The sequence below is a fragment of the Streptomyces sp. WZ.A104 genome (assembly GCF_002382885.1).
Lineage (GTDB): Bacteria > Actinomycetota > Actinomycetes > Streptomycetales > Streptomycetaceae > Streptomyces.
Genome location: NZ_NWVL01000014.1, coordinates 48,536 through 70,954, shown reverse-complemented (window position 1 = coordinate 70,954; position 22,419 = coordinate 48,536). Strand labels below are relative to the sequence as shown.

Below are 22,419 nucleotides of genomic sequence, written 5' to 3'. Positions count from 1 at the left end.
GAGTGGCAAGGGTCCTGGGAGTCCTCCGCCTGTCCCGGGCGAGTGACGAGAGTACGTCGGTCGTGCGGCAGCGCGAGTCCATCCAGCGATGGGCAGACAGTAAGGGACACGTCATCATCGGATGGGTCGAGGACGTCGACGTGTCCGGCGGGATCGAACCGTGGAAGCGTCCGGAGTTCGGCAAGTGGCTGCCGTCCACCATCGGCAAGGACGTGAGCGAGATAGAACACCGTCTCGCATGGGAGGAGTCCCGCGCTTCCGAGTTCGACATCATCGCCGCGTGGAAGCTTGATCGGATCTCCCGCCGGGTGATCCACGTCAACGTACTGGCCGAGTGGTGCGACCAGAACGGAAAGCAGATCGCCACGGCTGAGGGAGACATCGACCTGTCCTCTCCCATGGGGCGCATCCTGTTCCAGCTCATCGCTTCCTTTGCTGAGGGAGAACTCGAAGCGATCAAGGCGCGGGCCAAGTCTTCGTATGTCCACCTCATGAAGGAGGGACGCTGGCGGGGAGGGTTCGTGCCATACGGCTACCGGCCGGAGAAGCAGGACACAGGCGACGGGTGGAAGCTTGTTCCCGATGAGTACGGCCTGAACACGGCCGAGACCCTGCGAGAGATAGTCGAGAAGATCATCGACGGGCAGTCGGCCAACAGCGTCTGCCGGTGGCTCAACGAGAACCGGGGGAAGACCCCGCCCCCGCTGGATGCTCAACGCATCCGGAACGGTAAGGAGCCCAAGGGCGCAGTGTGGCGGGTAGGCAACCTGATCAAGATGCTTCGCTCTCACACCCTTCTCGGCCAAGTAGAAATGACTGAGGAAGTGAGCCTGCCTGACGGACGCAGGGAGAAGCGCACCCGTCTGGTACGCGACAAGGACGGCTTGCCCCTTCAGCGAGCGGAGCCGCTGATCTCCAAAGAAGACTGGGATCGCGTCAGCCTCAAGCTGCAAGAGAACAGCAACAAGAAGGCGGGCAACCGTACAGGCGGTTCCCCTCTGCTGCGCGTCGCCTTCTGCTCCTGCGGCAAGCCCCTTTACCGCTACCCCGGCCGGAACTGGAGCTACTACCGGTGCGCGAACAAGGCGATCACTGGTCTGTCCTGCGATGAAAGCAAGTCCATCAGTGCCCCGCTACTGGAAGGCACAGTCGAAGAGGAGTTCCTGAGCGTCGCCGGTCGGCTTGAGATCATCCGTAGGGTCTTCCGTCCTGGGGTCGACTACACACACGACATCAACGAAGTAACCCGCGCCATGAAGGAACTCCGAGAAGATCGTGAGGCGGGCCTCTACTCCTCCGAGACAGGCAAGCAGGAGTACCGCGAGGAGTACGCGCGGATGGACAGGAAGCGGGAGCAGCTCATGTCCTTGCCCGCCCGGCCGGACACCTGGGAGGAGATCCCGACAGGGCAGACCTACGCTGAGCGCTGGTCACAGCTCACGACGGCCAGCGAGAAGAGCAAGGAACTACGCGCCTCCGGGCTCCAAGTGATCGTGCATACCGAGGACATCCCTCCCGTGTACGTCGGAGGAAAGCGGCTCATGGAGATGGACCGAGGCAGGATGTTCGGGCGCATCGGGCGCATCGAGATCATCTTCCCCAGGAACTTCGCAGAGAAGATACGGCAGCACACAGCCACCCACGCATAACGTGAAGCGAGGAGGCCCCCGGGTGGGGGCCTCCTTTGTCTTGTATCCTGCTCTGCCAGGTCGCCGCCGTCGCTCCCGACTGCAAGAGACCGAGTCCAGGCCCGAAAGCCTTGGGCGTCCTGTGAAGCGCCGTGCTCGCCGCACGGCCACCCCCGCGAAGAAAGGGAGGCACATGTCCCGCCGTCTGGCGGGGGTCACTGGCGCACTCGTGTGCGCCCACAGGAAGGGACTACCGCAGTGGGGCGTACCCCGTTTCAGTTTGAAGGCGACTACGCCGCCGTCTCCCAGGACGAGTACAAGCGCCGGGCGCGAGACCCACGCTTCGACAACGCCCACCGCGTCGAGTACGCGGCCATGGGTTGGGCGAACCAGATCGGGCACGCCGAGTTCCCGCCGGGCGAGCTGAACAAGATCCTCGCGGACACGGACGACAAGGTGCCGAGCCACAACGCCGTGAACAACCACATCCGCAAGGCGAAGGGGTGGGGGTTCATCGAGGTGGAGTCCAACCGTCGATGCCTTGTGCTGCCGATGTACCACTTCCAGAAGGGCATCGGGGACAGGACGTGCGACGAACACGGGCTGCGCCCGCACAAGCGCTTCAGGCCGTAGGCCACACGCCAGGCGTGCCAGTCAAGCTGGGCACCCACACGCCAGGCATGTCGATACGGCACCCAACGACACGCGAGACGTGCCGCCACAGCCTCTTGACCTGGGGCGACGTGCCGCCCCTCTCTATCTCTCTTGGAAGACTCCAAGCGATGTACGTCAAGGTGAAGACGTACAGGCGCAAGCCGAAGGATCTACGACAGTGCGGCCCCGGAAGGGGCCGACAAGGGAAAGCCCCTTACTCCAGCGGCGAGGAGAAGCAGGGCGCGACAGCGCCCCACAGGCAAGGAGGCAAGCGGCAAGTGGATGGGGGCGGCTCCGCCGCCACAGTCGCAAGCACTCAACGGCGGAGCGGCCCCGGAAGGGGCCGACAGAGCAAGGGCAAGGGGCAAGCCAAGTGGGGCGCTGCCGCGCCCCCACGGAGCAAGCCCGCTAGACCAAGGGCATACGGCTTGTGGGCCGCTACGCGGCCACCTGTCGAAGACTCCAGAGCAAGGGGCGAAAGCCTTCACTCTCTGCACCTCACCGCCGTTGCCAGCAAGGCTGGTGTAAGCCTGTGATCAGGCACTATCCCTGCGCCGGCTGAGGTTGCAGGCCGCTCTGACGACCCTTGGAACCGTGGCAGGATCTGAGCTGCTAAGACACGGCGGTCGAGGCGGGCGCCCTCAGGGGGTCATACCCCCTACCCCTTCGCCGTTGCCCTTGGGCTGGTGTGAGCCCTCACCCTTCCCTTCGCCGTCGCCAGGCGTACGGCTGTACGGCTCTGTGCAGGGCCGACAGGCCGCAAGCCTCACAAGGGACGAGAGCGAAGCGGCAGGCTGGCAGGCAGGCGCACAGCCGCTCGACAGGGCAGGCAGTTAGGGCAGAGGGCAAGCCAGAGACAGGGCGCATCAGCGCCCTGCCGTCCGGGGTGGCAAGCATGAGCACCAGGACCACGACCACCCACGACAGGGAGTCTCGTAAACCTTCGTTATCGGGACGGTTCGGCCACGCTTGGGGCGTGTCCGTTTCGCCCTCACTCGACAGTCCCGCAACCCGTCCCGAAAGATGCCTCTCCTGACTAGCTTTCGGGACACGTTTATGAGACTGTCAGCTCATGACCACGAACACCCCGGCCGATCAGGTCGAACGTCACGCCTGCCCCAAGTGCGATGCCCCCGCCGGTAGCCCCTGCCGTACGACCACGGGCAAGGTGGCGGCGAACTACCACACGGGCCGCTTCGCCCTGGTGCCCGCGCTCAAAGCGGAACTGACCGTGAAGACCCCGGCCGACCGCAACCCCGGCAAGGTATGGACGGAAGGCACGCCCGTCACACAGGTGTCCGACGCGATACCGGGCGCAGCGATCCGGCTGGGCTACGCCCGGTGCAGCACTGTCGGGCAGGAACTTCAGTCTCAGTTGGACATGCTTGCCCGTGCCGACTGCACCCGCGTGTTCTCGGAGAAGATCAGTACCCGTGTGAAGGAGCGGCCGGAACTGGAGAAGGCGCTCACGCTGGCACGGGAGATCAAGGCAGCCGCACCGAATCAGCCGGTCATCCTGACCGTGGTCGAGATGAAGCGTCTTGCCCGCAGTGCGGCAGAGCTGATGACTCTGTCTTCCACCCTTCAGGCGGACGGCATCCAACTAGAACTCCTGTCCGGTCCTCTTCAGGGTGTGTACGACCCGAACGGGGCAGGTGCCATCGTGTTCGCCGTCCTTGCCGTGAGTGCAGAGGTGGAGCGGGAAGGCATCCGGGAGAAGACGTTGGAAGGGCTGGACGCTGCGGCCCGTAAGGGCAACGTCGGTGGGCGTCCGTCCGTGGTGGACGACGACAAGCTAGCCGTAGCCCGTGCCCGGCACGCCAAGGGAGACAGCGTCACGGCCATCGCCAAGGCCCTGGGAATCGGCAGGGCCACGCTGTACCGCCACCTGGGAGAGAGCGCCTGAGACAGGCGCACACGGACACAGACAGGCCCCCGGCATAACGTCGGGGGCCGCTGTCATGCACGGGTCTGTCCGGCGGGACAGAGCAGGTCGGGAGCAGCACGGTTCGGCGAGCACGTCACAAGGGCGACAGAGTGGAAGACCGTGCCCTTCAGGTAGTGGCCGAGGGACACGTCTCCTCCCCACGTCAGCCGCTCGACAGCAGACTTCACCAGGAGAACCAGCCTGGTCACCTCCCGATCCTGCTCCGAGGCGAACCGGGGTGCGAACTCTGCGAGCTGGAGGCCCAGCCACTCGCCGGCCTCCTTGGGCTCCTCCCATGTCCCCCTGATCAGCGAAGGCGGTTTCATGAGCCAGTGCGCAGTCTGGATCGGAGGGAGGTCGGTGGTCGGGAAGACTGCCACGGCTTCCCGGTAGCGGTCGTGCACCTCTTGCTCACTGGTCGCCGCCGGAGCCTGGCCGGGCGGTCTGCGGACACTCTCCCTGTCGAACGTCTTCTTCTCTCCCACCCATGCGTAACCGTGGTGGTGCACCGCTGCTCCGTTCCGAGAGATGACGACGGCCCCGCCCGTCGGCGTGAGGGCAGGGCCGTCAGTTCAGGTGGTGCCGTGGATCAGGCGGAGAGGTCGAAGCGGGCGGGGTCGATGCCCGCCGCGTCCAGCTCGGCCGTGGTGAAGCGCAGCGGCTCCGCGTCCGGGCGCTTGCTGTCACCCATCGCCCACGCGTCCGGCCCGATCTTCGCGAGGGTCACGCACGCCTCGCCGTCCGGGTGAGTACTGCCGCCGCACGCCTTCGAGAACTCGGCTCCCTTGATGGGGAGCCCGTACAGGTCGGTCATCGTTGTGCCCTTCCTGATCTACTGACGGCCCGGACAGGGCCGCCCCCCGCCCGTAGCGGACGGAAGTCATGGAGTGGATGCCCCGGCTTCCCTGAGTCCGGAGCGATGCCCTCACCGCCCAGGGCGGCACTCCAGTCAAGGAGCGGACCGGGGGGAGAACCTGAGCACGTCAGCTCAGACGGGACACGTCCTGTCCCTGTTCAAGCCTTGTCCGGTCGGGGGTCTACCTGCCTCCTGCTGGGAGGGCACCAGGGACAGGATTCTGTGAGCGGCTCAAGGAGCCGAGGGCACCCGCAGAGCCTCTGCGATCTGCTCGACTGCGTCAGCGCGGATCATCCCGAGATGGACGTACGCCTGCCCGCTGTGCGTCACCACGGGCCGGACGCTGCTCCACGCGGACTCGGGAACCCCGAGCGCAGCAAGTGCCGCACGTATGGACTCCGTCGCGTCCGTCGCCTGAGTCCTCGCGTCTCTCCACGTCTGCATGTCCATCAGTGGCCGGTCCCGTGCATCCGAAGCAGGATGTTGCAGTCAGCGACCGTGGTGCTGTCGTGCTCCATCCCGGCTGCCTTCCGGAGCTGGCCGAGCCTGGCGCACTCGGGACAGCCGGGCACCGGACGGGGCGCGGGGCGCTCCTCCCGGATCGGCAGCTCTACCGGAACTTCCTGCCATCGCGTGGGTTCAGTCCTCGTCACCGTCGCGCCCTCCCTGTCGCTTCCGAGGTCGATGAACAGACCGTAGGGAGCGGGGTTGTGAGGGGTCCACGCTGTTGCACGCGGTTGCACGGATTCACCCGAGGGCAGCGAGAGCCTTCGTGATCAGGGCGCGGGCATCTGTCCCGCGCACAGCGGATCGGGACAGCTCGGAGAAGGCTCGGAGGTACGTACGGATCTCGCCGGGGGTGGTCAGGTTGATCTCTGCCGTGAGAGTTTCCACCGCCACCTGTCGATCATCGAAGGCGTAGAAGGCTTCAAGCGGCCAGACGGTACGGCGGGCCCGTGCCGGGATGATGCCGAGGGATACGTTCTGCTGTCCCATCACCGAGAGCACGTGCTCAAGCTGGGCCGCCATCGCGGCATCGTCGCTCACCCGGTAGTAGAGAACCGTCTCTTCGAGCAGCAAGGCGAACCGGTGATCCCCTTCCCGGATCACACGGGACCGTTGGGTCCGCGCCTGCACCGCGTCAGCCACGTCGTCCGGGGTTCCCTGGAAGGCCGTGATGGACCGTAGAAGCCCCGTTGCGTAGCCGGGGGTCTGGAGCATCCCCGGCATGACGTTCGAGGCGTACACACGAAAGGAGCGGGTCCGCTGGTACAGCGGGACAGTCTGCTCATGAACGCGCCGCATCCCGTCACGGTGGATCTGCCTCCACTCGACGTACATCGACTCTGCGTTTCGGGAGGCAGCGATCAGATCAGCCGCGTGGTCGTCGGCCCCGCAGGCAGAGCACCAGGCACGGATGTCAGCGTCCGAGGGCGGCGTCTTGCCCCGCGCGATCCGTGATGACTTCGACTTATGCCAGCCGCACCGAGCGGCCAGCTCATGCCCTGTCAGGCCAGCGTCTTGCATGAGGCCCTGCAAGCGGGCAGCCACAGCGGCTCGTGCCGCTTGGGCGCTGGAGAGCGGAGAGGAAGGCATGAGCTGACCGGTCAGGAATCAGACGGCGTACTTCTCGTGCGGGATGGCTCGCTCCCACACCGCTTCGAACGCCGACGCGCACAGCTCAACTGCGGCAGGGTCTTCCGTCTGGTCAGTGTGGACCCACCGGCCGACTCCATCGAAGACGTTGAACTGGACTAGGCGGCCGTCGAACAACCAGAAGTCGTTGCCCGGCAGGGCAAGGCCCGAGGCGCTGCGACGGGGCAGCCAACGGATCTGCTCCCCAGCCGCCACATTCGTGAAGGTGCCCGAGTGCTCGAAGGCGATGTAATCGCTGACGGGCTCCGAGACGATGCGGGCACGTCGGATGACAACGCCCTTGGCCGTGACCTCCTGAACAAGGTCGAGCCAAGGACGCCACCACGAACCCCGGTCCTCCGGGTCAAGCCGACGCCCTTGCTTCCATGCGGCGAAGCCTTCGATCTCGTTCTCGACGCCGTACGTGTCGCGCATCTCAAGATGCACGGCTGACTCCCGCACCGACCTGATGAGGTCAGAGAAGTCAGTCAGACTCTGCGACACGGAGCGCCTCCCTGAGAAGCGGGATCATCCGCTTCGGAACCCTGATCACCGACTCATGCCCGGGGATCGGCACATCCCGCGAGCTCTCGCCCGTGGTCCGCTCATCTGCCGTCCACCCCTGGATCACGAGATCCTTCGACTCCTGGTCCACCCACACAGCGGGTGATCCGTGGTCTCCGGACTCGGGATCTTTACCGACGAACCGTAAGGCCATGGTGTCCCTCCCTGTCGAGCGCGTTGCGCCTGGTTGCACGACCTTCACTCTGCCGGACAGCGCTGGTCAAGGGGGCCGGAACTGAACGGCCGATGCTGTACTGTCCGCTTCGGCGTCAAACTCTCTCCCGCGCTTCGTCGAGGAACAGCACCCCTCGGTGGGCCAGCGAGACCGCTCCGGGCCTCGGCATCCCGTTGCCCCCGCCGACCAGGGACTGCATGGTCGCCGAGTGGTGCGGGGCGCAGTAGGGCGCCCGGGAGACGAGCGGTTCACCCGGGGGGAGGATGCCCGCCACGGAGTGGACCGCCGTCACTTCGAGGGATTCCTGTCGGGTCAGCGGCGGCAGGACCGCCGACAGCCGTTCGGCCAGCATGGTCTTGCCCGCACCGGGCGGTCCCGAGAAGAGCAGATGGTGTCCTCCGGCCGCCGCCACCTCCAGGGCCTGACGGGGGCGGGGCTGGCCCGCGACATCCGCCAGGTCCGGCCGGTGCCCCTCGCCCCTCATGGCGGCCGGGGCGAGCCCCGTACCGAGGCCGGTGCCGGGGATCATGAGACCGGCGAGCATGGCGTCGGGGCGTCCCTGGTCGGCGACGGGCTCCTCGGGCACCGGTTCGTCGCAGAGGACGGCGATGAGCTGGCGCAGGCTCCGGACGCCGAGGACCGAGACCCCCGGCACCAGCGCCGCCTCCCCGGCCGTCTGCTCGGGGACGACGACCTGTTCGTAACCCGCCTCCGCTGCCGCGAGGACGGCGGGGAGCACACCGCGTACGGGGCGCACGCGGCCGTCCAGGCCCAGCTCGCCGATCATCACCACATCGGCGATGGAGGCGGGGTCGATCCGTTCCGCCGCGCCGAGCACCGCACACGCGACGGCGAGGTCGAAGCCCGAGCCGCTCTTGGGGACCGAGGCCGGGGAGAGTCCGACCGTGAGCTTCTTCTGCGGCCACTCGGCGCCGGAATTGACCACGGCGGCCCGCACTCGGTCCCGGCTCTCCACCAGGCTCTTGTCCGGCAGCCCTACCAGGGTGAACGCCGCGACCCCGGGCTCCAGGTCGGCCTGGACCTCCACCACCACTCCCTCGACGCCTACCAGCGCCACGGAACACGCTCGTGCGAAGCCCATCAGGAGACCCCCCGCGCGTGCTCGGTGACCGGGGCGCCACGCCGGGGCACGATCACCCCGACCAGATCGATGCGCACCCCGCCGGGCGGGGCCCCGCCGTGCCGGTCGAGCCAGATCTCGGCGAGCCGCCGCAGCCGGTCCGCCTTCTCCGGGCCGACCGCCGCCATGGGATGTTCAAAGGCTTCCGACCTGCGGGTTTTCACCTCGCAGAAGACCAGAGCGTCTCCGTCCCTGGCCACGATGTCGATCTCTCCGGCGCGACAGCGCCAGTTGCGCTCCACCACGGTCATCCCGGCTCCGGTCAGCAGCCGTGCCGCCAGATCCTCGCCGTACCGCCCGAGTGCCCCCCGTGCGTTCATATCGGCACCACCTCCGGCACCGACTCTGACCCGGCCCGCCAGAAAATGTGGATCTTGGTGGATAACCCTGCGGATGTGGAAAACCCGGTCACCCACACGGGTGACCGGGCCTTCGTCCCACGTCTCGCACGTACCGGCGGCCCCTGGCTGCGGGCCGCGCGGGGTCAGCCTCCCGGAAGTTCCAGATCGCTCTTGTTGAGCTCTTCGATATTGACGTCCTTGAAGGTCAGCACGCGGACCTGCTTGACGAATCTCGCGGGCCGGTACATGTCCCAGACCCAGGCGTCCGCCATGGACACCTCGAAGAAAACCTCACCCTGGACGGAGTGCACCTGCATCTCGTAGTCGTTGGTGAGGTAGAAGCGCCGTTCGGTCTCGATCACATATTTGAACAGACCGACGACATCGCGGTACTCCCGGTAGAGCTTCAGCTCCATCTCGGTCTCGTACTTTTCGAGGTCCTCGGCGCTCATGGCATGTTTCCCCTTCAGCCGTGCGTTCCCCCATTGTGCGTCAGCCTCGGACGCCCCTGGACGATTAGACGATTTCGGGGGCCAGAACCAACGGATCATGTGGAGGACCCTCGTCGAGGAGCGTGAGCAGCAGCTCGGCGAGTCTGGTCGGGTACACCGTCTCACGCGTCGCGAGCAGTTCGGCGGAGGTCCACCACCTCAGACCGGCGACGCTGCGCAGCTCCAGGTCCGTGAAGCCCTGCGGGGCCGTGGCGGTCTGCACCGTACGGGCCAGGTAGTACCACTCGTCCTGGTCCCACCGCCGTCCGGCGAACGGGAAGGAGCAGGTCCGGGTCCAGATCAGCGGGCCCAGCTCGATGTCCGTGATACCGGTCTCCTCGGCCAGCTCGCGGCGGGCCGCCTGCTCCCGGGTCTCGTCGCCCTCCAGACCGCCGCCCGGGGTGAACCACCAGGTGTCGGCCGGGTCGTCCGGCTCGTGCCCGTGGAGCAGCAGTACGCGGTCGTCGGGGTCCAGGAGGACCACCCGGGCGACCTTGCGGGCCTCGGAGGTCACCGGGCCCCTCCCGCGGGCGGGCTGCGGCGGGCGAGACGGGCGGCCACCGGCCCGTACACCGCTCCGCCCAGGATCAGCGCGGCCCCGACCGCGGTCGCACCCAGCTGGAGCTGCAGCGGGCCCTCGGCGGAGACCCCGCCGGGCAGCGCCGCGAAGGACGCGGGGCGGCCGATCATGCCGTTCATCGGCCAGGCCACGGCGTCCACCCGGGCCTGTACGGCGCTAAGCGGCACCGAACCCTGACCCGCGTCCTCCAGATGGACCCGGGAATCCAGGGAGGTGGCCCGCTCGTCGCCCAGCAGAAAGATCTGGCCCCGGGGCACCTCGGCGGTGAAGTCCTGGGGCGAGGCGGGCGCCTGCTTGCCCGGGGCGGCCGGGCCCCGGCTGAGATAGGGCTCGTCGACGGGGGTGCCGTTGACGGTGAGCCGCCCCTCCTTGTCGCAGCAGACCACCTTGTCGCCGCCGACGCCGACGACGCGCTTCACCATGGGGGCGGCCCCCCAGACCTCGTCGGTGAAGACCACCACGTCACCGCGCCGGACGTCGGCGCCCTCTATCCGCTCGGCGAGCACCCGGTCGCCGGGCTTGACCGTGGGGGACATCGAGGCGGTCGGGACCGTATAGGGCTGGTAGACCACCGCGGCCCAGACGAAACCGCCGAGGAAGAGCACACAGCCGACGGCCACCGCCAAGCCCGACACCATGGTGCCGGCCCGGCCGCGGCCGTCGTTGTTGCGTCCTGTACCGCTCATCCCAGCGCTCCCCCGTCGGAGATCGACAATCGCTGATCCGAGTCGGCACCCTACCCGGCGGTACGCCCGCCGGTCAGCCTCCTGCGCCGCCACAACACGAGGGGCACCGCTCCGGCTACGCCCAGTGCCGCCGGGGCCATCGCGGCGGCCGCGTTCAGACCGGGCTGGTCGAAGGTGTCCGGGATGGGCAGGGTCGCCCAGCGGCCCAGGGGCCAGGCGATGACCACGGCGCGGCCGACGACCTCGTCGTTGGAGACGGTGCCCTGGCCCGGGAGCTCTTGGTGGTAGCGGGAGTCCAGGGAGTTCTGCCGGTGGTCGCCCATGACGAAGATCCGGCCCTCCTCCACCTTGATCGGGCCGAAGGGCCTGTCGTTGCACGGGGTGTTGCCCGGGAAGATGAACGACTTCTCGTCGAGCGCCTTGCCGTTGACCGTGACCGGCCCGTTCTCCTTGCACTCCACGGTGTCGCCGCCGACCGCGATGACCCGCTTGATCAGGTCCTTCTCCTCGGCGGACGGCATCAGGCCGATGAAGCTCAGGAACTTCTGCGCCACGTTGGGGTCCGGGGTCTCGGTGTCCTCCAGCCAGCCGCCCGGGTCGTGGAAAACCACGACCTCGCCGCGCTCCGGCTCGGAGCCGAACCAGGGGGTCAGCTTGTCGACCAGCACCCGGTCGCCCCGCTGCAGGGTGTTCTGCATCGAGTCCGAGGGGATCGAGAACGCCTGGACCAGGAACGTCTTGATCAGCAGCGCCAGAACCAGGGCGATACCGACCAGCAGCGGCAGCTCGACCCAGAAGGAACGGTGCTTCTTGGGTGCGGCACCGCCGCTGTCCGCCGGGCCGGACTCACCCGTCGCCCCGTCCGCCCCTCCTGCCGCGGGGGACTCGTCGTGCCCCGGCCGGTCCTCGGGTTCGTCGTGTCCGGATCGTGCGCCGACCGCCAAATCCCCCACATCCACTCCTCAATACGTGCCACTGCCCGCGCCCGATCCGGTGCAGGCCCACCACTCCCATAACGAGCGGGAGTTCCGCAGGGGTCGGGAGCCGGACCATTCCGTATCGATCCGGAGGTGCCACACTATTCGACGGGGCCGACACAGCCGCCCCGGAGCCGCGCGCGTCCGGGACCGCGCTGAAGGCGTCGCGTTGTTCGAGCGTGCTCCAGTGCCCGAAGGGCCAGGCGATCACGACGGCCCGCCCCACGACCTCCTCCTCGGAGACCGTGCCCCGGTCGGGCTCGTCGAGGTGGAAGCGGGAGTCGGCGGAGTCGGACCGGTGGTCGCCCATGACGAAGAGCCGCCCCGGGGGGACCTTCACCTCGAACTGGATGGCCGACGGGCGGTCGTCGGGGTGGAGATACGTCTCCGCCAGGGGTACTCCGTTGACGGTGACCCGTCCGTCCTCGCCGCAGCACTTCACGGTGTCGCCGCCGACCGCGATGACGCGCTTGATCAGGTCCTGCTCGTCGTCGGACGGCAGCAGCCCGATGAAGGTCAGCAGCTCGGTGACCTGCTTGACGCCGATCGGCGGGTCCTTCTTCTGCCCGGGGTTCTCCTGCTGGAGCCAGCCGCCGGGGTCCTTGAACACCACGACGTCACCGCGCTGCGGCTTCGACCCGAACCACGGGGTCAGTTTGTCCACCAGCACCCGGTCGCCGATCCGGATGGTCTGCTCCATCGATCCGGACGGGATGACGAACGCCTGGACCAGGAAGGTCTTCAGGACGAGCGCGATGAGCAGCGCCACGACGACGAGGACGGGTATCTCCTTCACCGCGGACCTGCGGCGCTTGCGCCGGACCTTCCTGGCGAGCCTGCGGCGCTCCGCCCGGTTGGGCAGCGAGCGCGGTCCGGTGGGCCTGCTGCCGGTCGGCAGGGACGCGTCGGGGTCATGAGCGCCGCGCGGGCGCCCGCGGTTACCCATGCGCCCCGCCGGGCTTCCGTACGCCCCCGAAGGCGCCGGTCCCCTCCAGCGGGCCGATCCGGGCCGGCGGCCAGCCCAGCCAGTCCACCCGACCGATGACACGCTCGACGGGGACCATCCCGCCGCCGGGCGATCCGAGGTGGTCCCGGGAGTCGCTGGAGCGGCTGCGGTGGTCGCCCATCATCCACAGGGTCCCCGTGGGCACGACGATGTCGAACGGCGCCCGGGACGCGGTGTCACCGGGGTACAGATACGGCTCGTCCACGGCGACGTCGTTCACCTGGACCCTCCCCCGCGCGTCGCAGCAGACGACACGGTCACCGCCCACGCCCACCACCCGCTTCACGAAGTCGGTGTCGGCGGGCTCCGCGAGGCCCAGGGACGCCGCCGCACCGTGCAGCAGCCCGGCCACCGGGTTCGCGTCGAGGTCTTCCCGTACGAAGGAGCCGGTCCCGTCGAACACCACCACGTCGCCACGCCGGGGCTCAGCGCCGAAACGGTACGCCAGCTTGTTGACAAGGACCCGGTCACCGACCTGGAGCGTGGGCTCCATCGAGCCGCTGGGGATCAGGAAGGGCTGGACCACATAGGCGCTGCACAACAGCAGGGCGAGGGCGCCCGCGACCGCCCCGGCGAGCACCCGCCGCCAGGAGACCACGGCGACGATACGGTCCCGGGTACGCGAGAAGCGCGACCGCTCCCCAGGACCCGCATCGGGTTCCGGGGAGCGGTCGCGCTTCGAGTGCTGTGCTTGCGTGTCCATCGCGGCCGAAGCTTATCCGGCCGCCCTGTGGACGCGGGACTCAGCTCAGTTGTCGCGCTTCTCCTTGATCTTCGCGGCCTTGCCGCGGAGCTCACGGAGGAAGTACAGCTTGGCGCGGCGGACGTCACCGCGGGTGACGAGCTCGATCTTCTCGAAGATCGGGCTGTGCACCGGGAAGGTGCGCTCGACGCCGACGCTGAAGGAGACCTTGCGGACCGTGAAGGTCTCGCTGACGCCCGAGCCCTGGCGGCGGATGACAACACCCTTGAACTGCTGGATACGGGAGCGGTTGCCCTCGATCACGCGCACGTGGACGTTGACGGTGTCACCGGGGCGGAACGCCGGGACGTCCGTACGGAGGGAGGCGGCGTTGACGCCATCGAGCAGGGAAGCCATGGTTTCTGCTTTCTTCGCCGATGCCACAGGTCATCGACGGGAAGGTCGTTGAAGAGTTCGGGGTGCTGATCACGTCGGGCGGGCGTCTTTCCCCCTGTGGCAGGGGCGCACACCGGACGGACAGCAGCGGCCTATTCTTCCACGGCGGAGGGCCTGCGCCAAAATCGGCCGCCGGGCTCCGGCGCGAAGCCCAGGATGGACAGGATCTCGCGGTCCTTCTTGTCGAAGGCGCTCGCCTCGCACCGCTCGATCAGGTCCGGCCGGTTCAGTGCGGTGCGGGCGAAGGCCTGGTCACGGCGCCAGCGCGCGATCTTCCCGTGGTGGCCGCTGAGCAGGACGTCCGGGATGGACCGGCCGCGCCACTCGGGCGGCTTGGTGTAGACGGGGCCCTCCAGCAGGTTCGCCATCGCGCCCGGGGCGAAGGAGTCGTCCCGGTGGGACTCGGCGTTGCCGAGGACGCCGGGCAGCAGCCGGGCGACGGCCTCCGTGATCACCAGGACGGCCGCTTCCCCGCCCGCCAGCACGTAGTCCCCGATGGAGACCTCGACGACCCTCAGCCGGGAGGCGTACTCGTCGATCACGCGGCGGTCGATGCCCTCGTAGCGGGCCGGGGTGAAGACCAGCCAGGGCTGCGCGGAGAGCTCGACGGCCAGCTCCTGCGTGAACGGGCGGCCGCTGGGCGTGGGCACGACGAGCACCGGGGAGTGCGCCCCGGACTCGTAGCCGTCGGCGAGTGTCTGGTCCAGCGCCTCGCCCCAGGGCTCGGTCTTCATGACCATGCCGGGGCCGCCGCCGTAGGGGGTGTCGTCGACCGTGTTGTGCCGGTCGTACGTCCACTCCCGCAGGTCGTGCACGTGGACGTCCAGTACGCCACGGGCGCGGGCCTTGCCGACGAGGGAGACGTTCAGCGGGTCCAGGTACTCCGGGAAGATCGTGACGACGTCGAGCCGCATCAGGCGTCGCCCTTCGGCGCCTCGCCCGCGTCCCCGGGGGCCTCCTCCTCGTCACGGGAGGAGGCCACCACGGCCTCGCTCGCGTCGATCAGGCCGGGCGGCGGGGTGATGACCGCGCGCTGCTCCTCCAGGTCGATCCCGGCGACGATCTCCTCCACGAAGGGGATCATCACCTCGCTGCCGTCGGGGCGCTCCACGATGAAGAGGTCCTGCGAGGGCAGGTGGGAGATCTCGGTGATCCGGCCGATCTCGGTGCCGTCGGCGAGCACCACGTCGAGGTCGATCAGCTGGTGGTCGTAGAACTCGTCCTCGTCCTCGGGAAGTTCTTCCGGGTCCACCTCGGCGATCAGCAGGGTGTTGCGCAGGGCCTCGGCGGCGGTGCGGTCGCGCACGCCCTCGAAGCGCAGCAGCAGCCTGCCGCTGTGGACCCGGCCGGACTCGACCGTCAGCGGGCCCGTCGCCGCCGGTTCGGTGGCCAGGACGGCACCGGGCCCGAGCCGCAGTTCCGGCTCGTCCGTTCGTACCTCGACGGTGACCTCGCCCTTGATGCCGTGGGCGCGGCCGATCCGCGCGACTACCAACTGCACGCTGTTCTCCGATTGGTGGGGACGGACGCCTGGGCGCCCCGGGTGGCCGACGACAAAGGCCGGGGACGGCCCGAAGGCCCTCCCCGGCCCTGGCCGGTGTTCAACTTCTCTCAGCGAACCTGGTCCACATCGACGAGGTCGACGCGGATCCCACGGCCGCCGATGGCACCCACGACCGTACGCAGGGCGCGAGCGGTGCGGCCGTTGCGGCCGATCACCTTGCCGAGGTCCTCGGGGTGGACCCGAACCTCCAGCACGCGCCCGCGGCGCAGGGTGCGCGAGGCCACCTGCACGTCGTCGGGGTTGTCGACGATGCCCTTCACGAGGTGCTCGAGAGCCTCCTCGAGCATGCTCAGGCCTCGGTGGACTCGGTGGACGCAGCGGCGTCAGCCGCCTCGTCCGCCTTCTTGTCGGACTTCTTGGCCTTGGGGGTGATGGCCTCACCCTTGGCCTCGTCGCCGTCCGCGGACAGCGCCTCGAACAGTGCGCGCTTGTCAGCCTTGGGCTCCGGCTGAAGCAGCGGCGCGGGGGCCGGGAGACCCTTGTGGGCCTGCCAGTCACCGGTGAGCTTCAGGATCGCGAGGACCGGCTCGGTCGGCTGGGCGCCGACGGACAGCCAGTACTGCGCGCGCTCCGAGTTGACCTCGATGCGCGAGGGGTTCTGCACCGGGTGGTACAGGCCGATCTCCTCGATGGCCCGGCCGTCACGGCGGGTACGGGAGTCGGCGACGACGATGCGGTAGTGAGGCGAACGGATCTTGCCCAGACGCTTCAGCTTGATCTTGACTGCCACGGAAGTGGTGTCTCCTGGTCTATGACGTGGTTGGGCACAACGAAGATGCCACGTGGGGTTGCGGTACTCGGGTGCCCGATGGACGCGTCAGCCGGAGGAGAGAGGGGTCCTATGCGACTGTCGAGTACAGCTAGCCATTGTGCCACACCACGAAGGCTCACCCCACCGCGACCGCCGCTTCCGGGATCCGGAACGGCTTTCCGCAGCCACCGCAGACGATCGGCGCCTGCGCCAGGACCGACGGGACGACCCGGACGTTGCGTCCGCAGTCGCAGACGGCCTTGACCCGCACACCGCCCCCGGAGGAACCGTGCCGGGCGGCAGGTCCGCGGAAGGAGCGCTTGGTGTCGGCGGCAGTGGCAACCGTGTGCGCCTTGAGGGCGCGCTGCAGCCGTTCGGTGGTCGGACGATACCGGCGCTTGGCTTCCGGATTCAGCGTGACCAGCGAGAATCCGCTGCTGGGGTGGGGTTCCTCGGCATGGTCGAGGCCCAGCTCCTCGGCGATCGCGAGGAAGCGTCTGTTGTGGTAGCGGCCGGCGCGGGAGGTGTCACGGACTCCTCTCGCGGCGGCGATGCCGTGGACTGCCTCGTGGAGCAGTCGTTCGAAGGAGAGCTCGGCGCCACAGGCGGACGAGGACTCTCCGATCAGGGACTCGGGCGCGGCAAGATCGGGCAGCTCGGGGTGGTGCCGCTGAATGTCGGCCCACGCCTGTGCCAGCTCTGCGGCAAGTACAGGTGGTGTCGTGCTCACGTCGTGATAACGAGCCCGAGTGCTCCGGTGTTCCTATTCCGGGGCATCCCAAATAATTTGCACGTACCAGTCAGTTGCCCTTGATGCGTCCGGACGAGGGCGCGTGCGCAGAACTGCGGAGAAGACGCACAGCTCGCACCAAGGTGGTGCGTAGCGTCCGTACGCCCGGCGCAGCGGTTGTGCGGTGTGCCGGCGCACGTCGGCCCTTACGGATCCGCCCCGTGAGACTACCTTCCGCGCGGCTCGACGTGCCCGGGGCGGGGTGTCGGGTCAGACTGTTCGGAGAGCGGACGCGGGGGCGGGGCGCACGACCGGAGCACGAAGACATTGCTCCACAACCCCTGGACGGAACGGCGGATGCGCAGTTCTCTGGCATACGGGGGGTGCGGACATACGCACGCGGGGGCCGTCCATTCGGGCACGACCGACCTCTTGGCGGATTGGGGCGCTTTCCATGACACCAACGCTCGTCCGGCACCACCGGGACGCGGATCCGTCCGCGCCGGCGGACGCCGGTACCCGCGCACGTGACTGGGCCGAGATCCAGGAGCGCATGCTGGCACCGCTGTACGAGGCGGTGTACGACCGGCTGGAAGTCGGGGCAGCCACCCGGATGCTGTCGCTCGGCTGCGGCTCCGGCCTCGCGATGCTCATCGCCGCGGCCCGGGGGGCGCACGTCACGGGTGTGGACTCCGACCGGGAGCGCCTGGCCCTGGCCCGCGCCCGGCTGCTGCCCGGCGCGGACTGGGACGACGCGCCCGCGCACTCCGCGCAACCGGCGCGCAGCCGGGCCCGGCTGCTGGAGGACGGTGGAGCCGCGGCATCCGGTGCGGACGGGGCTACGTACGACCTGATCACGGTCTTCGAGCCGATCGGCTGTGCCGCGGGCGACTCCGAGGGGCTGGTGCCCGCGCTGGAGTCGGCCGTGCCGCTGGCCGCGCGGGGGGCGACGGTGGTGCTGACGGGCTGGGGTCCGCCGGAGCGGTGTGCCACGGCGGCGGTGCTGCGGGTGGCCGCCCGGCTGGCGGAGTCCGCGCGCCCGCCGCGTACGGCATCGGGCGGCTGGCGGCCCACCCTGCGGGACGAGCTGGAGGAGGTGGCGTCCCGGGCCGGGCTGAAACCGGACGGTTCGGGGCGGGTGTCCTGTCCGTTCGGCTACGCGGACGTGGGCAGCGCGGTGCGCGGGCTGCTGTCGACCGGTCTCTTCGACGCCGCCGTACGGGCCACGGACCGCTCACAGGTGGAGAAGGAGGTCGCGGAGGCCCTGCATCCGTACCGGCGACCGGACGGCACGGTGTGGATGCCGAACGTGTTCCGCTACCTGGTCTGCGTGACCTGAGCGGGCCCCTTCGGGGCATGGGGCTTCAGGACATACGTAAGGGGCGCCCTCTCTCAAGGGCGCCCCTTACACATGCCGTGCCTTGTCCTACATGAACTTCTTGAACTCGTCCGGCAGCTCGAAGTTCTTGCTGTCCTGGGCGGGCAGGCCGAACGCGCCGCCCTGGGCGGCCGCCTGCTCGCGGCGCTCCGCGGCGGCGGCCTCCTCGGCCTTGCGCTTCATCGGGTTGCCGCTCTTGCGCTTGCCCTTGGCCTGCTTGACCTGCTTCTTCTGACGGCCGGGGCCGCCGCCCATGCCGGGCATCCCCGGCATCCCGGGCATGCCGCCGCCCTGGGCCATCTTCGACATCATCTTGCGGGCCTCGAAGAAGCGCTCCACCAGGCTCTTGACCGCGGAGACCTCGACACCCGAACCCTTGGCGATACGGGCCCGGCGCGAGCCGTTGATGATCGTCGGCTCGGCGCGCTCCTTGGGGGTCATCGACTTGATGATCGCGGCGGTGCGGTCGATGTCGCGCTCGTCGATGTTGTTGATCTGGTCCTTGATCTGCCCCATGCCGGGCAGCATCCCGAGGAGCTTGGAGATGGAGCCCATCTTGCGGACCTGCTCCATCTGGGCCAGGAAGTCGTCGAGCGTGAAGTCCTTGCCCTTGCTCGACGACAGCTTGGAGGCCATTTTGGCGGCCTCTTCCTGGCTGAACGTCTTCTCGGCCTGCTCGATCAGGGTGAGCAGGTCACCCATGTCGAGGATGCGGGAGGCCATCCGGTCCGGGTGGAACGCGTCGAAGTCCTCCAACTTCTCGCCGTTCGACGCGAACATGACCTGCTTGCCCGTGACGTGGGCGATCGACAGGGCCGCACCACCGCGGGCGTCGCCGTCGAGCTTGGAGAGCACCACGCCGTCGAAGCCGACACCATCGCGGAAGGCCTCCGCGGTGTTGACCGCGTCCTGACCGATCATCGCGTCGACGACGAAGAGGATCTCGTCGGGGCTGACGGCGTCGCGGATGTCCGCGGCCTGCTGCATCAGCTCCTGGTCGATACCGAGACGGCCGGCGGTGTCGACGATCACGATGTCGTGGACCTTGGCCCGGGCGAACTCGATGGAGTCCTTGGCGACCTGGACCGGGTCGCCGACACCGTTGCCCGGCTCGGGGGCGTAGACCGCGACCCCGGCGCGCTCGGCGACGACGCTCAGCTGGTTGACGGCGTTGGGGCGCTGGAGGTCACAGGCGACGAGCAGCGGGGAGTGGCCCTGGCCCTTGAGCCAGAGGCCGAGCTTTCCGGCCAGCGTCGTCTTACCGGCACCCTGGAGACCAGCGAGCATGATCACGGTGGGCGCGGTCTTGGCGAACCGCAGCCGCCGGGTCTCACCGCCGAGGATGGCGACGAGCTCCTCGTTGACGATCTTGACGACCTGCTGGGCGGGGTTCAGCGCCTGGGAGACCTCGGCGCCGCGCGCCCGCTCCTTCACCTTGCCGATGAAGGCCCGCACCACGGGCAGGGCGACATCGGCTTCCAGCAGGGCGATACGGATCTCGCGTGCCGTGGCGTCGATGTCGGCCTCGGACAAGCGACCCTTGCCCCTGAGGTTCTTGAAAGTCGCGCTAAGGCGGTCGGAGAGAGTATCGAACACGGCGCTCGTCGGTCCTCAGGGTCGGGGGCGGGGCAGGTCAATCGCCCTCCAGGGTATCCGTCCCCCGGAGAACACCAAGCCCTCGCCCGGATACGAAGGCGGACAGCGGGGGCCGGGCGGGTCAGCCGAGGGCCTTCTCGACCTCCCGGGCCACCTCGGCGGCCCGGACCGGAGGCAGTGGTTCGCCGTCGGTGCCGGTGACGTAGAAGGCGTCCACGGCGTTGGCGCCGAGGGTGGAGACATGCGCGCTGCGCACCTGTACCGCGCTTCCCTCCAGGGCGTTGCCGATCCGGTGCAGCAGCCCCGGGGCGTCCTGGGCGCGGACCTCGATGACGGTGGCACGGCGGGAGCCCGCGGCGGCGACGGTCACCCGGGGCGGTGGGGCTTTCACACCACGCCTGCGCGGGTAGGCGGCCTCCCGCTCCGCGATCCGGGCCCGGATGTCCAGGGAGCCGTCCAGGGCTCGTACGAGGTCGGCGCGGAGCCGGGCGGCCTGCGGGAGGGACCCGTACTCGGCCGCGACCCGCCAGCTGAGCAGCAGCAGGTCCGCCGATTCACCCAGCTCGTTGGGGAGCTCCACCGCCCGCAGGTCGGCGGCGCGCACGGTGAGCCGGTGCAGGGCGAGGACTCCGGCTGCGGCGGGCAGCACTCCGGGGCGGTCGGGCAGGGCGATGAGGAGCTCTACGCCGACCGGTTCCACCTCGCCGTCCCCGGCGGGCTCCTCGGGCTGGGTGTGCAGGGCGAGGACGGGTTCGCCGGTGCGCAGGGCTTCGACGGCGAGGCGTTCGTGCTCGGCGCTGGGCGCGGGTTCGTCCGGCTCTCCGGGGAACTCCCCCGCCAGGACGGCCGCGACGCGTTCGACGAGGCCGGTGACGAGGGAGGCACGCCAGGTGGACCAGGCGGCGGGCCCGGTGGCGAGCGCGTCGGCCTCGGTGAGGGCGTGCAGCAGCTCCAGGGTGGAGGCGTCGGAGACGGCGGCGGCGACGGACTGCACGGTGGCGGGGTCGTCGAGGTCGCGCCGGGTGGCGGTCTCGACGAGCAGCAGATGGTGGCGTACGAGGGTGGCGATGACGCCCACGTCGTGCTTGTCGAAGCCGATGCGGGTGGCCATGTCGCGGGCGATGACCTCCCCGGCCACCGAGTGGTCCCCGGGCCAGCCCTTGCCGATGTCGTGGAGGAGGGCGGCGACCAGCAGGAGGTCGGGGCGGTGGACCCGGCGGGTGAGGGAGGCGGCGCGGACGGCGGTCTCCACCAGGTGCCGGTCGACGGTCCAGGTGTGCACGGGGTTGCGCTGGGGACGGCAGTGGACGCGTTCCCAGTCGGGCAGCAGCCGGGTGATGATCCCTTCCGCTTCGAGCGCCTCCCAGACGGCGACGGTGGCCTCCCCCGCGCCGAGCAGAGTGACGAGCTCTTCGCGGGCCTCGGCGGGCCAGGGCACCGGCAGCGGCTGGGCGGTGGTCGCCAGGTGGCGTACGAGATGGCGGGAGAGCGGCAGACCGGCCTCGGCGGCCGCCGCCGCGGCGCGCAGGGCGAGGACCGGGTCGCGGTCGGGGCGGGCGGCACGGGCGAGGACCACCTCGCCGTCGGCCTCGACGACGCCGTCGGCCAGCGGGGCACGCTCGGGGACGGCCTTGGAGCCGAGGCCTCCGCTGAGCATGGCACGGAGCTTGGGACGGACCGAGCGGGCGCGCAGGACCCGGTTGACCTCGCGCCAGGTGACGTCGGTGGCGTACGAGACCGTCCGCGCGGCCTCGTAGACCTGGCGCAGCAGGGTGTCGGCGTCGAGCAGGCCGAGTGCCTCGGCGACCTGGTCCTGTTCCTGGAGGGCGAGGCGGTCGGTGGCGCGCCCGGTGGTGAGGTGGAGGGCGTCGCGGGCGTCCAGGAGGGTCCGGCGGGCCTGGTCGAGCCCTTCGCGGGGGGCGTCGGCGAGCCAGGACGCGGCGACCGCGCGCAGGGCGGTGGCGTCGCGGAGGCCGCCGCGGGCCTCCTTGAGGTCGGGCTCCAGGAGGAACTGGAGCTCGCCCGCCCGCTCCGCGCGTTCCTGGCAGAGCTCGTGGAGGGCGGGGAGGCGCTTGGGGGCCTGGTTGCGCCAGTCGGCGAGGATCGCGGTGCGCAGGGAGGCGACGAGGCCGAGGTCGCCCGCGACCGGGCGGGCGTCCAGCAGGCCGAGCTGGACCTTGAGGTCCTCTCCGGCCGTCTTCCTGGCCTCGCCGGGGGTGCGTACGGAGTGGTCGAGGGCCAGGCCCAGGTCCCAGACCGGGTACCAGACGGAGTCCGCGAGGGCGGCGACGGCCGCCGCGTCGGCGCTGCCGTCGTGCAGGAGGAGCAGGTCGAGGTCGCTGCGCGGGGAGAGCTCGCCGCGGCCGTAGCCGCCCACGGCGACGAGCGCGGCGCCCCGGACTCCGGCGCGTTCGGCGGCCGCGGTGAACAGGCCGGTGAGCCAGTCGTCGGTGAGGCGGGCGAGGGCCGCACGGCGCGGCGGCCCGGACTGCGCCTCCTGCTGGAGGAGGCGCAGCCGGGCCGCCGCGTAGCCGCTGGGTCCCGAGCCTTCGGTTTCGGTGGTCACTTCGGTACTCGTCACCCGGCTGCCTTCCGTTTGCG

23 protein-coding genes and 1 pseudogene are annotated in these 22,419 nt (G+C 69.5%); 4 read left to right on the top strand and 20 right to left on the bottom strand.

Features of this window, described 5'->3' with window-relative positions; genetic code table 11:
• Positions 1 to 2 precede the first annotated feature (2 nt).
• From CIB93_RS10465 to CIB93_RS10455, 3 genes are all read left to right on the top strand, one after another.
• Positions 3 to 1,649, top strand: a complete 1,647-nt coding sequence (locus tag CIB93_RS10465; protein ID WP_096626380.1) for a recombinase family protein — start codon at positions 3 to 5, stop codon at positions 1,647 to 1,649.
• A gap of 237 nt (positions 1,650 to 1,886) precedes the next feature.
• Positions 1,887 to 2,261, top strand: coding sequence for a hypothetical protein (locus CIB93_RS37830; RefSeq protein ID WP_179500054.1), 375 nt, complete (start codon positions 1,887 to 1,889; stop codon positions 2,259 to 2,261).
• Between the two features lie 1,093 nt (positions 2,262 to 3,354).
• A complete protein-coding gene (locus CIB93_RS10455; protein ID WP_096626378.1) occupies positions 3,355 to 4,188 on the top strand; it encodes a recombinase family protein in 834 nt (277 codons plus the stop codon).
• Positions 4,189 to 4,241: 53 nt separating this feature from the next.
• On the opposite strand, the gene CIB93_RS10450 is transcribed toward CIB93_RS10455, so the two are convergent.
• The 18 genes and pseudogenes from CIB93_RS10450 to CIB93_RS10350 all read right to left on the bottom strand — a co-directional run bounded on the left by CIB93_RS10450 (position 4,242) and on the right by CIB93_RS10350 (position 16,844).
• Positions 4,242 to 4,718 carry a hypothetical protein gene (locus CIB93_RS10450; protein ID WP_096626376.1) on the bottom strand — a complete coding sequence of 159 codons (477 nt, stop codon included), beginning with the start codon at positions 4,716 to 4,718 and terminating at the stop codon, positions 4,242 to 4,244.
• 80 nt (positions 4,719 to 4,798) lie between these two features.
• Positions 4,799 to 5,023: a DUF397 domain-containing protein gene (locus CIB93_RS10445; RefSeq protein ID WP_096626374.1), complete on the bottom strand. Its 225-nt coding sequence runs from the start codon at positions 5,021 to 5,023 to the stop codon at positions 4,799 to 4,801.
• Positions 5,024 to 5,812: 789 nt separating this feature from the next.
• Positions 5,813 to 6,661 (bottom strand): helix-turn-helix transcriptional regulator, encoded by an 849-nt coding sequence (locus CIB93_RS10430; RefSeq protein WP_096626370.1) that lies wholly within the window; start codon positions 6,659 to 6,661, stop codon positions 5,813 to 5,815.
• Positions 6,662 to 6,679: 18 nt separating this feature from the next.
• A complete protein-coding gene (locus CIB93_RS10425; RefSeq protein ID WP_096626368.1) occupies positions 6,680 to 7,204 on the bottom strand; it encodes a DUF6879 family protein in 525 nt (174 codons plus the stop codon).
• 338 nt (positions 7,205 to 7,542) lie between these two features.
• Positions 7,543 to 8,541: pseudogene (locus CIB93_RS10415) on the bottom strand (YifB family Mg chelatase-like AAA ATPase); the annotation flags it as partial.
• Positions 8,541 to 8,900, bottom strand: coding sequence for a YraN family protein (locus CIB93_RS10410; protein WP_096626364.1), 360 nt, complete (start codon positions 8,898 to 8,900; stop codon positions 8,541 to 8,543). The pseudogene CIB93_RS10415 and the gene CIB93_RS10410, both read right to left, overlap by 1 nt.
• A 164-nt stretch (positions 8,901 to 9,064) precedes the next feature.
• A complete protein-coding gene (locus tag CIB93_RS10405) occupies positions 9,065 to 9,373 on the bottom strand; it encodes a DUF2469 domain-containing protein (protein WP_003965949.1) in 309 nt (102 codons plus the stop codon).
• A 64-nt stretch (positions 9,374 to 9,437) separates the two neighbouring features.
• The gene (locus CIB93_RS10400) at positions 9,438 to 9,926 is read right to left on the bottom strand and encodes an NUDIX hydrolase (protein WP_096626362.1); all 489 of its coding nucleotides are present in this window, start codon (positions 9,924 to 9,926) and stop codon (positions 9,438 to 9,440) included.
• A complete protein-coding gene (gene lepB / locus CIB93_RS10395) occupies positions 9,923 to 10,678 on the bottom strand; it encodes a signal peptidase I (protein ID WP_096626360.1) in 756 nt (251 codons plus the stop codon). The genes CIB93_RS10400 and lepB (CIB93_RS10395) overlap by 4 nt, the downstream gene beginning before the upstream one ends.
• 50 nt (positions 10,679 to 10,728) lie before the next feature.
• On the bottom strand, positions 10,729 to 11,622 hold the full coding sequence (gene lepB, locus CIB93_RS10390) for a signal peptidase I (RefSeq protein ID WP_096626358.1): 894 nt from the start codon (positions 11,620 to 11,622) through the stop codon (positions 10,729 to 10,731).
• Complete coding sequence (gene lepB / locus CIB93_RS10385) at positions 11,525 to 12,601, bottom strand: signal peptidase I (RefSeq protein ID WP_096626356.1); 1,077 nt, start codon at positions 12,599 to 12,601, stop codon at positions 11,525 to 11,527. The genes lepB (CIB93_RS10390) and lepB (CIB93_RS10385) overlap by 98 nt, the downstream gene beginning before the upstream one ends.
• On the bottom strand, positions 12,594 to 13,364 hold the full coding sequence (lepB, locus tag CIB93_RS10380; RefSeq protein WP_096626354.1) for a signal peptidase I: 771 nt from the start codon (positions 13,362 to 13,364) through the stop codon (positions 12,594 to 12,596). The genes lepB (CIB93_RS10385) and lepB (CIB93_RS10380) overlap by 8 nt, the downstream gene beginning before the upstream one ends.
• A 45-nt stretch (positions 13,365 to 13,409) precedes the next feature.
• Positions 13,410 to 13,760, bottom strand: coding sequence for a 50S ribosomal protein L19 (gene rplS, locus CIB93_RS10375; RefSeq protein ID WP_096626352.1), 351 nt, complete (start codon positions 13,758 to 13,760; stop codon positions 13,410 to 13,412).
• A 131-nt stretch (positions 13,761 to 13,891) separates the two neighbouring features.
• Positions 13,892 to 14,713 carry a tRNA (guanosine(37)-N1)-methyltransferase TrmD gene (gene trmD / locus CIB93_RS10370; protein WP_096626350.1) on the bottom strand — a complete coding sequence of 274 codons (822 nt, stop codon included), beginning with the start codon at positions 14,711 to 14,713 and terminating at the stop codon, positions 13,892 to 13,894.
• The gene (gene rimM / locus CIB93_RS10365; protein ID WP_096626348.1) at positions 14,713 to 15,300 is read right to left on the bottom strand and encodes a ribosome maturation factor RimM; all 588 of its coding nucleotides are present in this window, start codon (positions 15,298 to 15,300) and stop codon (positions 14,713 to 14,715) included. Before rimM ends, trmD begins: the two co-directional genes overlap by 1 nt.
• A 110-nt stretch (positions 15,301 to 15,410) precedes the next feature.
• On the bottom strand, positions 15,411 to 15,650 hold the full coding sequence (locus tag CIB93_RS10360) for an RNA-binding protein (RefSeq protein WP_066978740.1): 240 nt from the start codon (positions 15,648 to 15,650) through the stop codon (positions 15,411 to 15,413).
• 2 nt (positions 15,651 to 15,652) lie between these two features.
• Positions 15,653 to 16,093 carry a 30S ribosomal protein S16 gene (rpsP, locus tag CIB93_RS10355; protein ID WP_018488710.1) on the bottom strand — a complete coding sequence of 147 codons (441 nt, stop codon included), beginning with the start codon at positions 16,091 to 16,093 and terminating at the stop codon, positions 15,653 to 15,655.
• Positions 16,094 to 16,250: 157 nt separating this feature from the next.
• Complete coding sequence (locus tag CIB93_RS10350; RefSeq protein WP_096626346.1) at positions 16,251 to 16,844, bottom strand: hypothetical protein; 594 nt, start codon at positions 16,842 to 16,844, stop codon at positions 16,251 to 16,253.
• 454 nt (positions 16,845 to 17,298) lie between these two features.
• Here CIB93_RS10350 and CIB93_RS10345 point away from each other — a divergent pair, with 454 nt between their 5' ends.
• Positions 17,299 to 18,183, top strand: a complete 885-nt coding sequence (locus CIB93_RS10345) for a class I SAM-dependent methyltransferase (RefSeq protein ID WP_096626344.1) — start codon at positions 17,299 to 17,301, stop codon at positions 18,181 to 18,183.
• Between the two features lie 87 nt (positions 18,184 to 18,270).
• Here the strand turns inward: CIB93_RS10345 and ffh are convergent, their stop codons facing one another.
• Together ffh and CIB93_RS10335 are read right to left on the bottom strand one after the other, a co-directional pair.
• Positions 18,271 to 19,818 (bottom strand): signal recognition particle protein, encoded by a 1,548-nt coding sequence (ffh, locus tag CIB93_RS10340; protein ID WP_096626342.1) that lies wholly within the window; start codon positions 19,816 to 19,818, stop codon positions 18,271 to 18,273.
• Positions 19,819 to 19,939: 121 nt separating this feature from the next.
• Positions 19,940 to 22,399: a [protein-PII] uridylyltransferase gene (locus CIB93_RS10335; RefSeq protein WP_096626340.1), complete on the bottom strand. Its 2,460-nt coding sequence runs from the start codon at positions 22,397 to 22,399 to the stop codon at positions 19,940 to 19,942.
• Between the last annotated feature and the right edge of the window lie 20 nt (positions 22,400 to 22,419).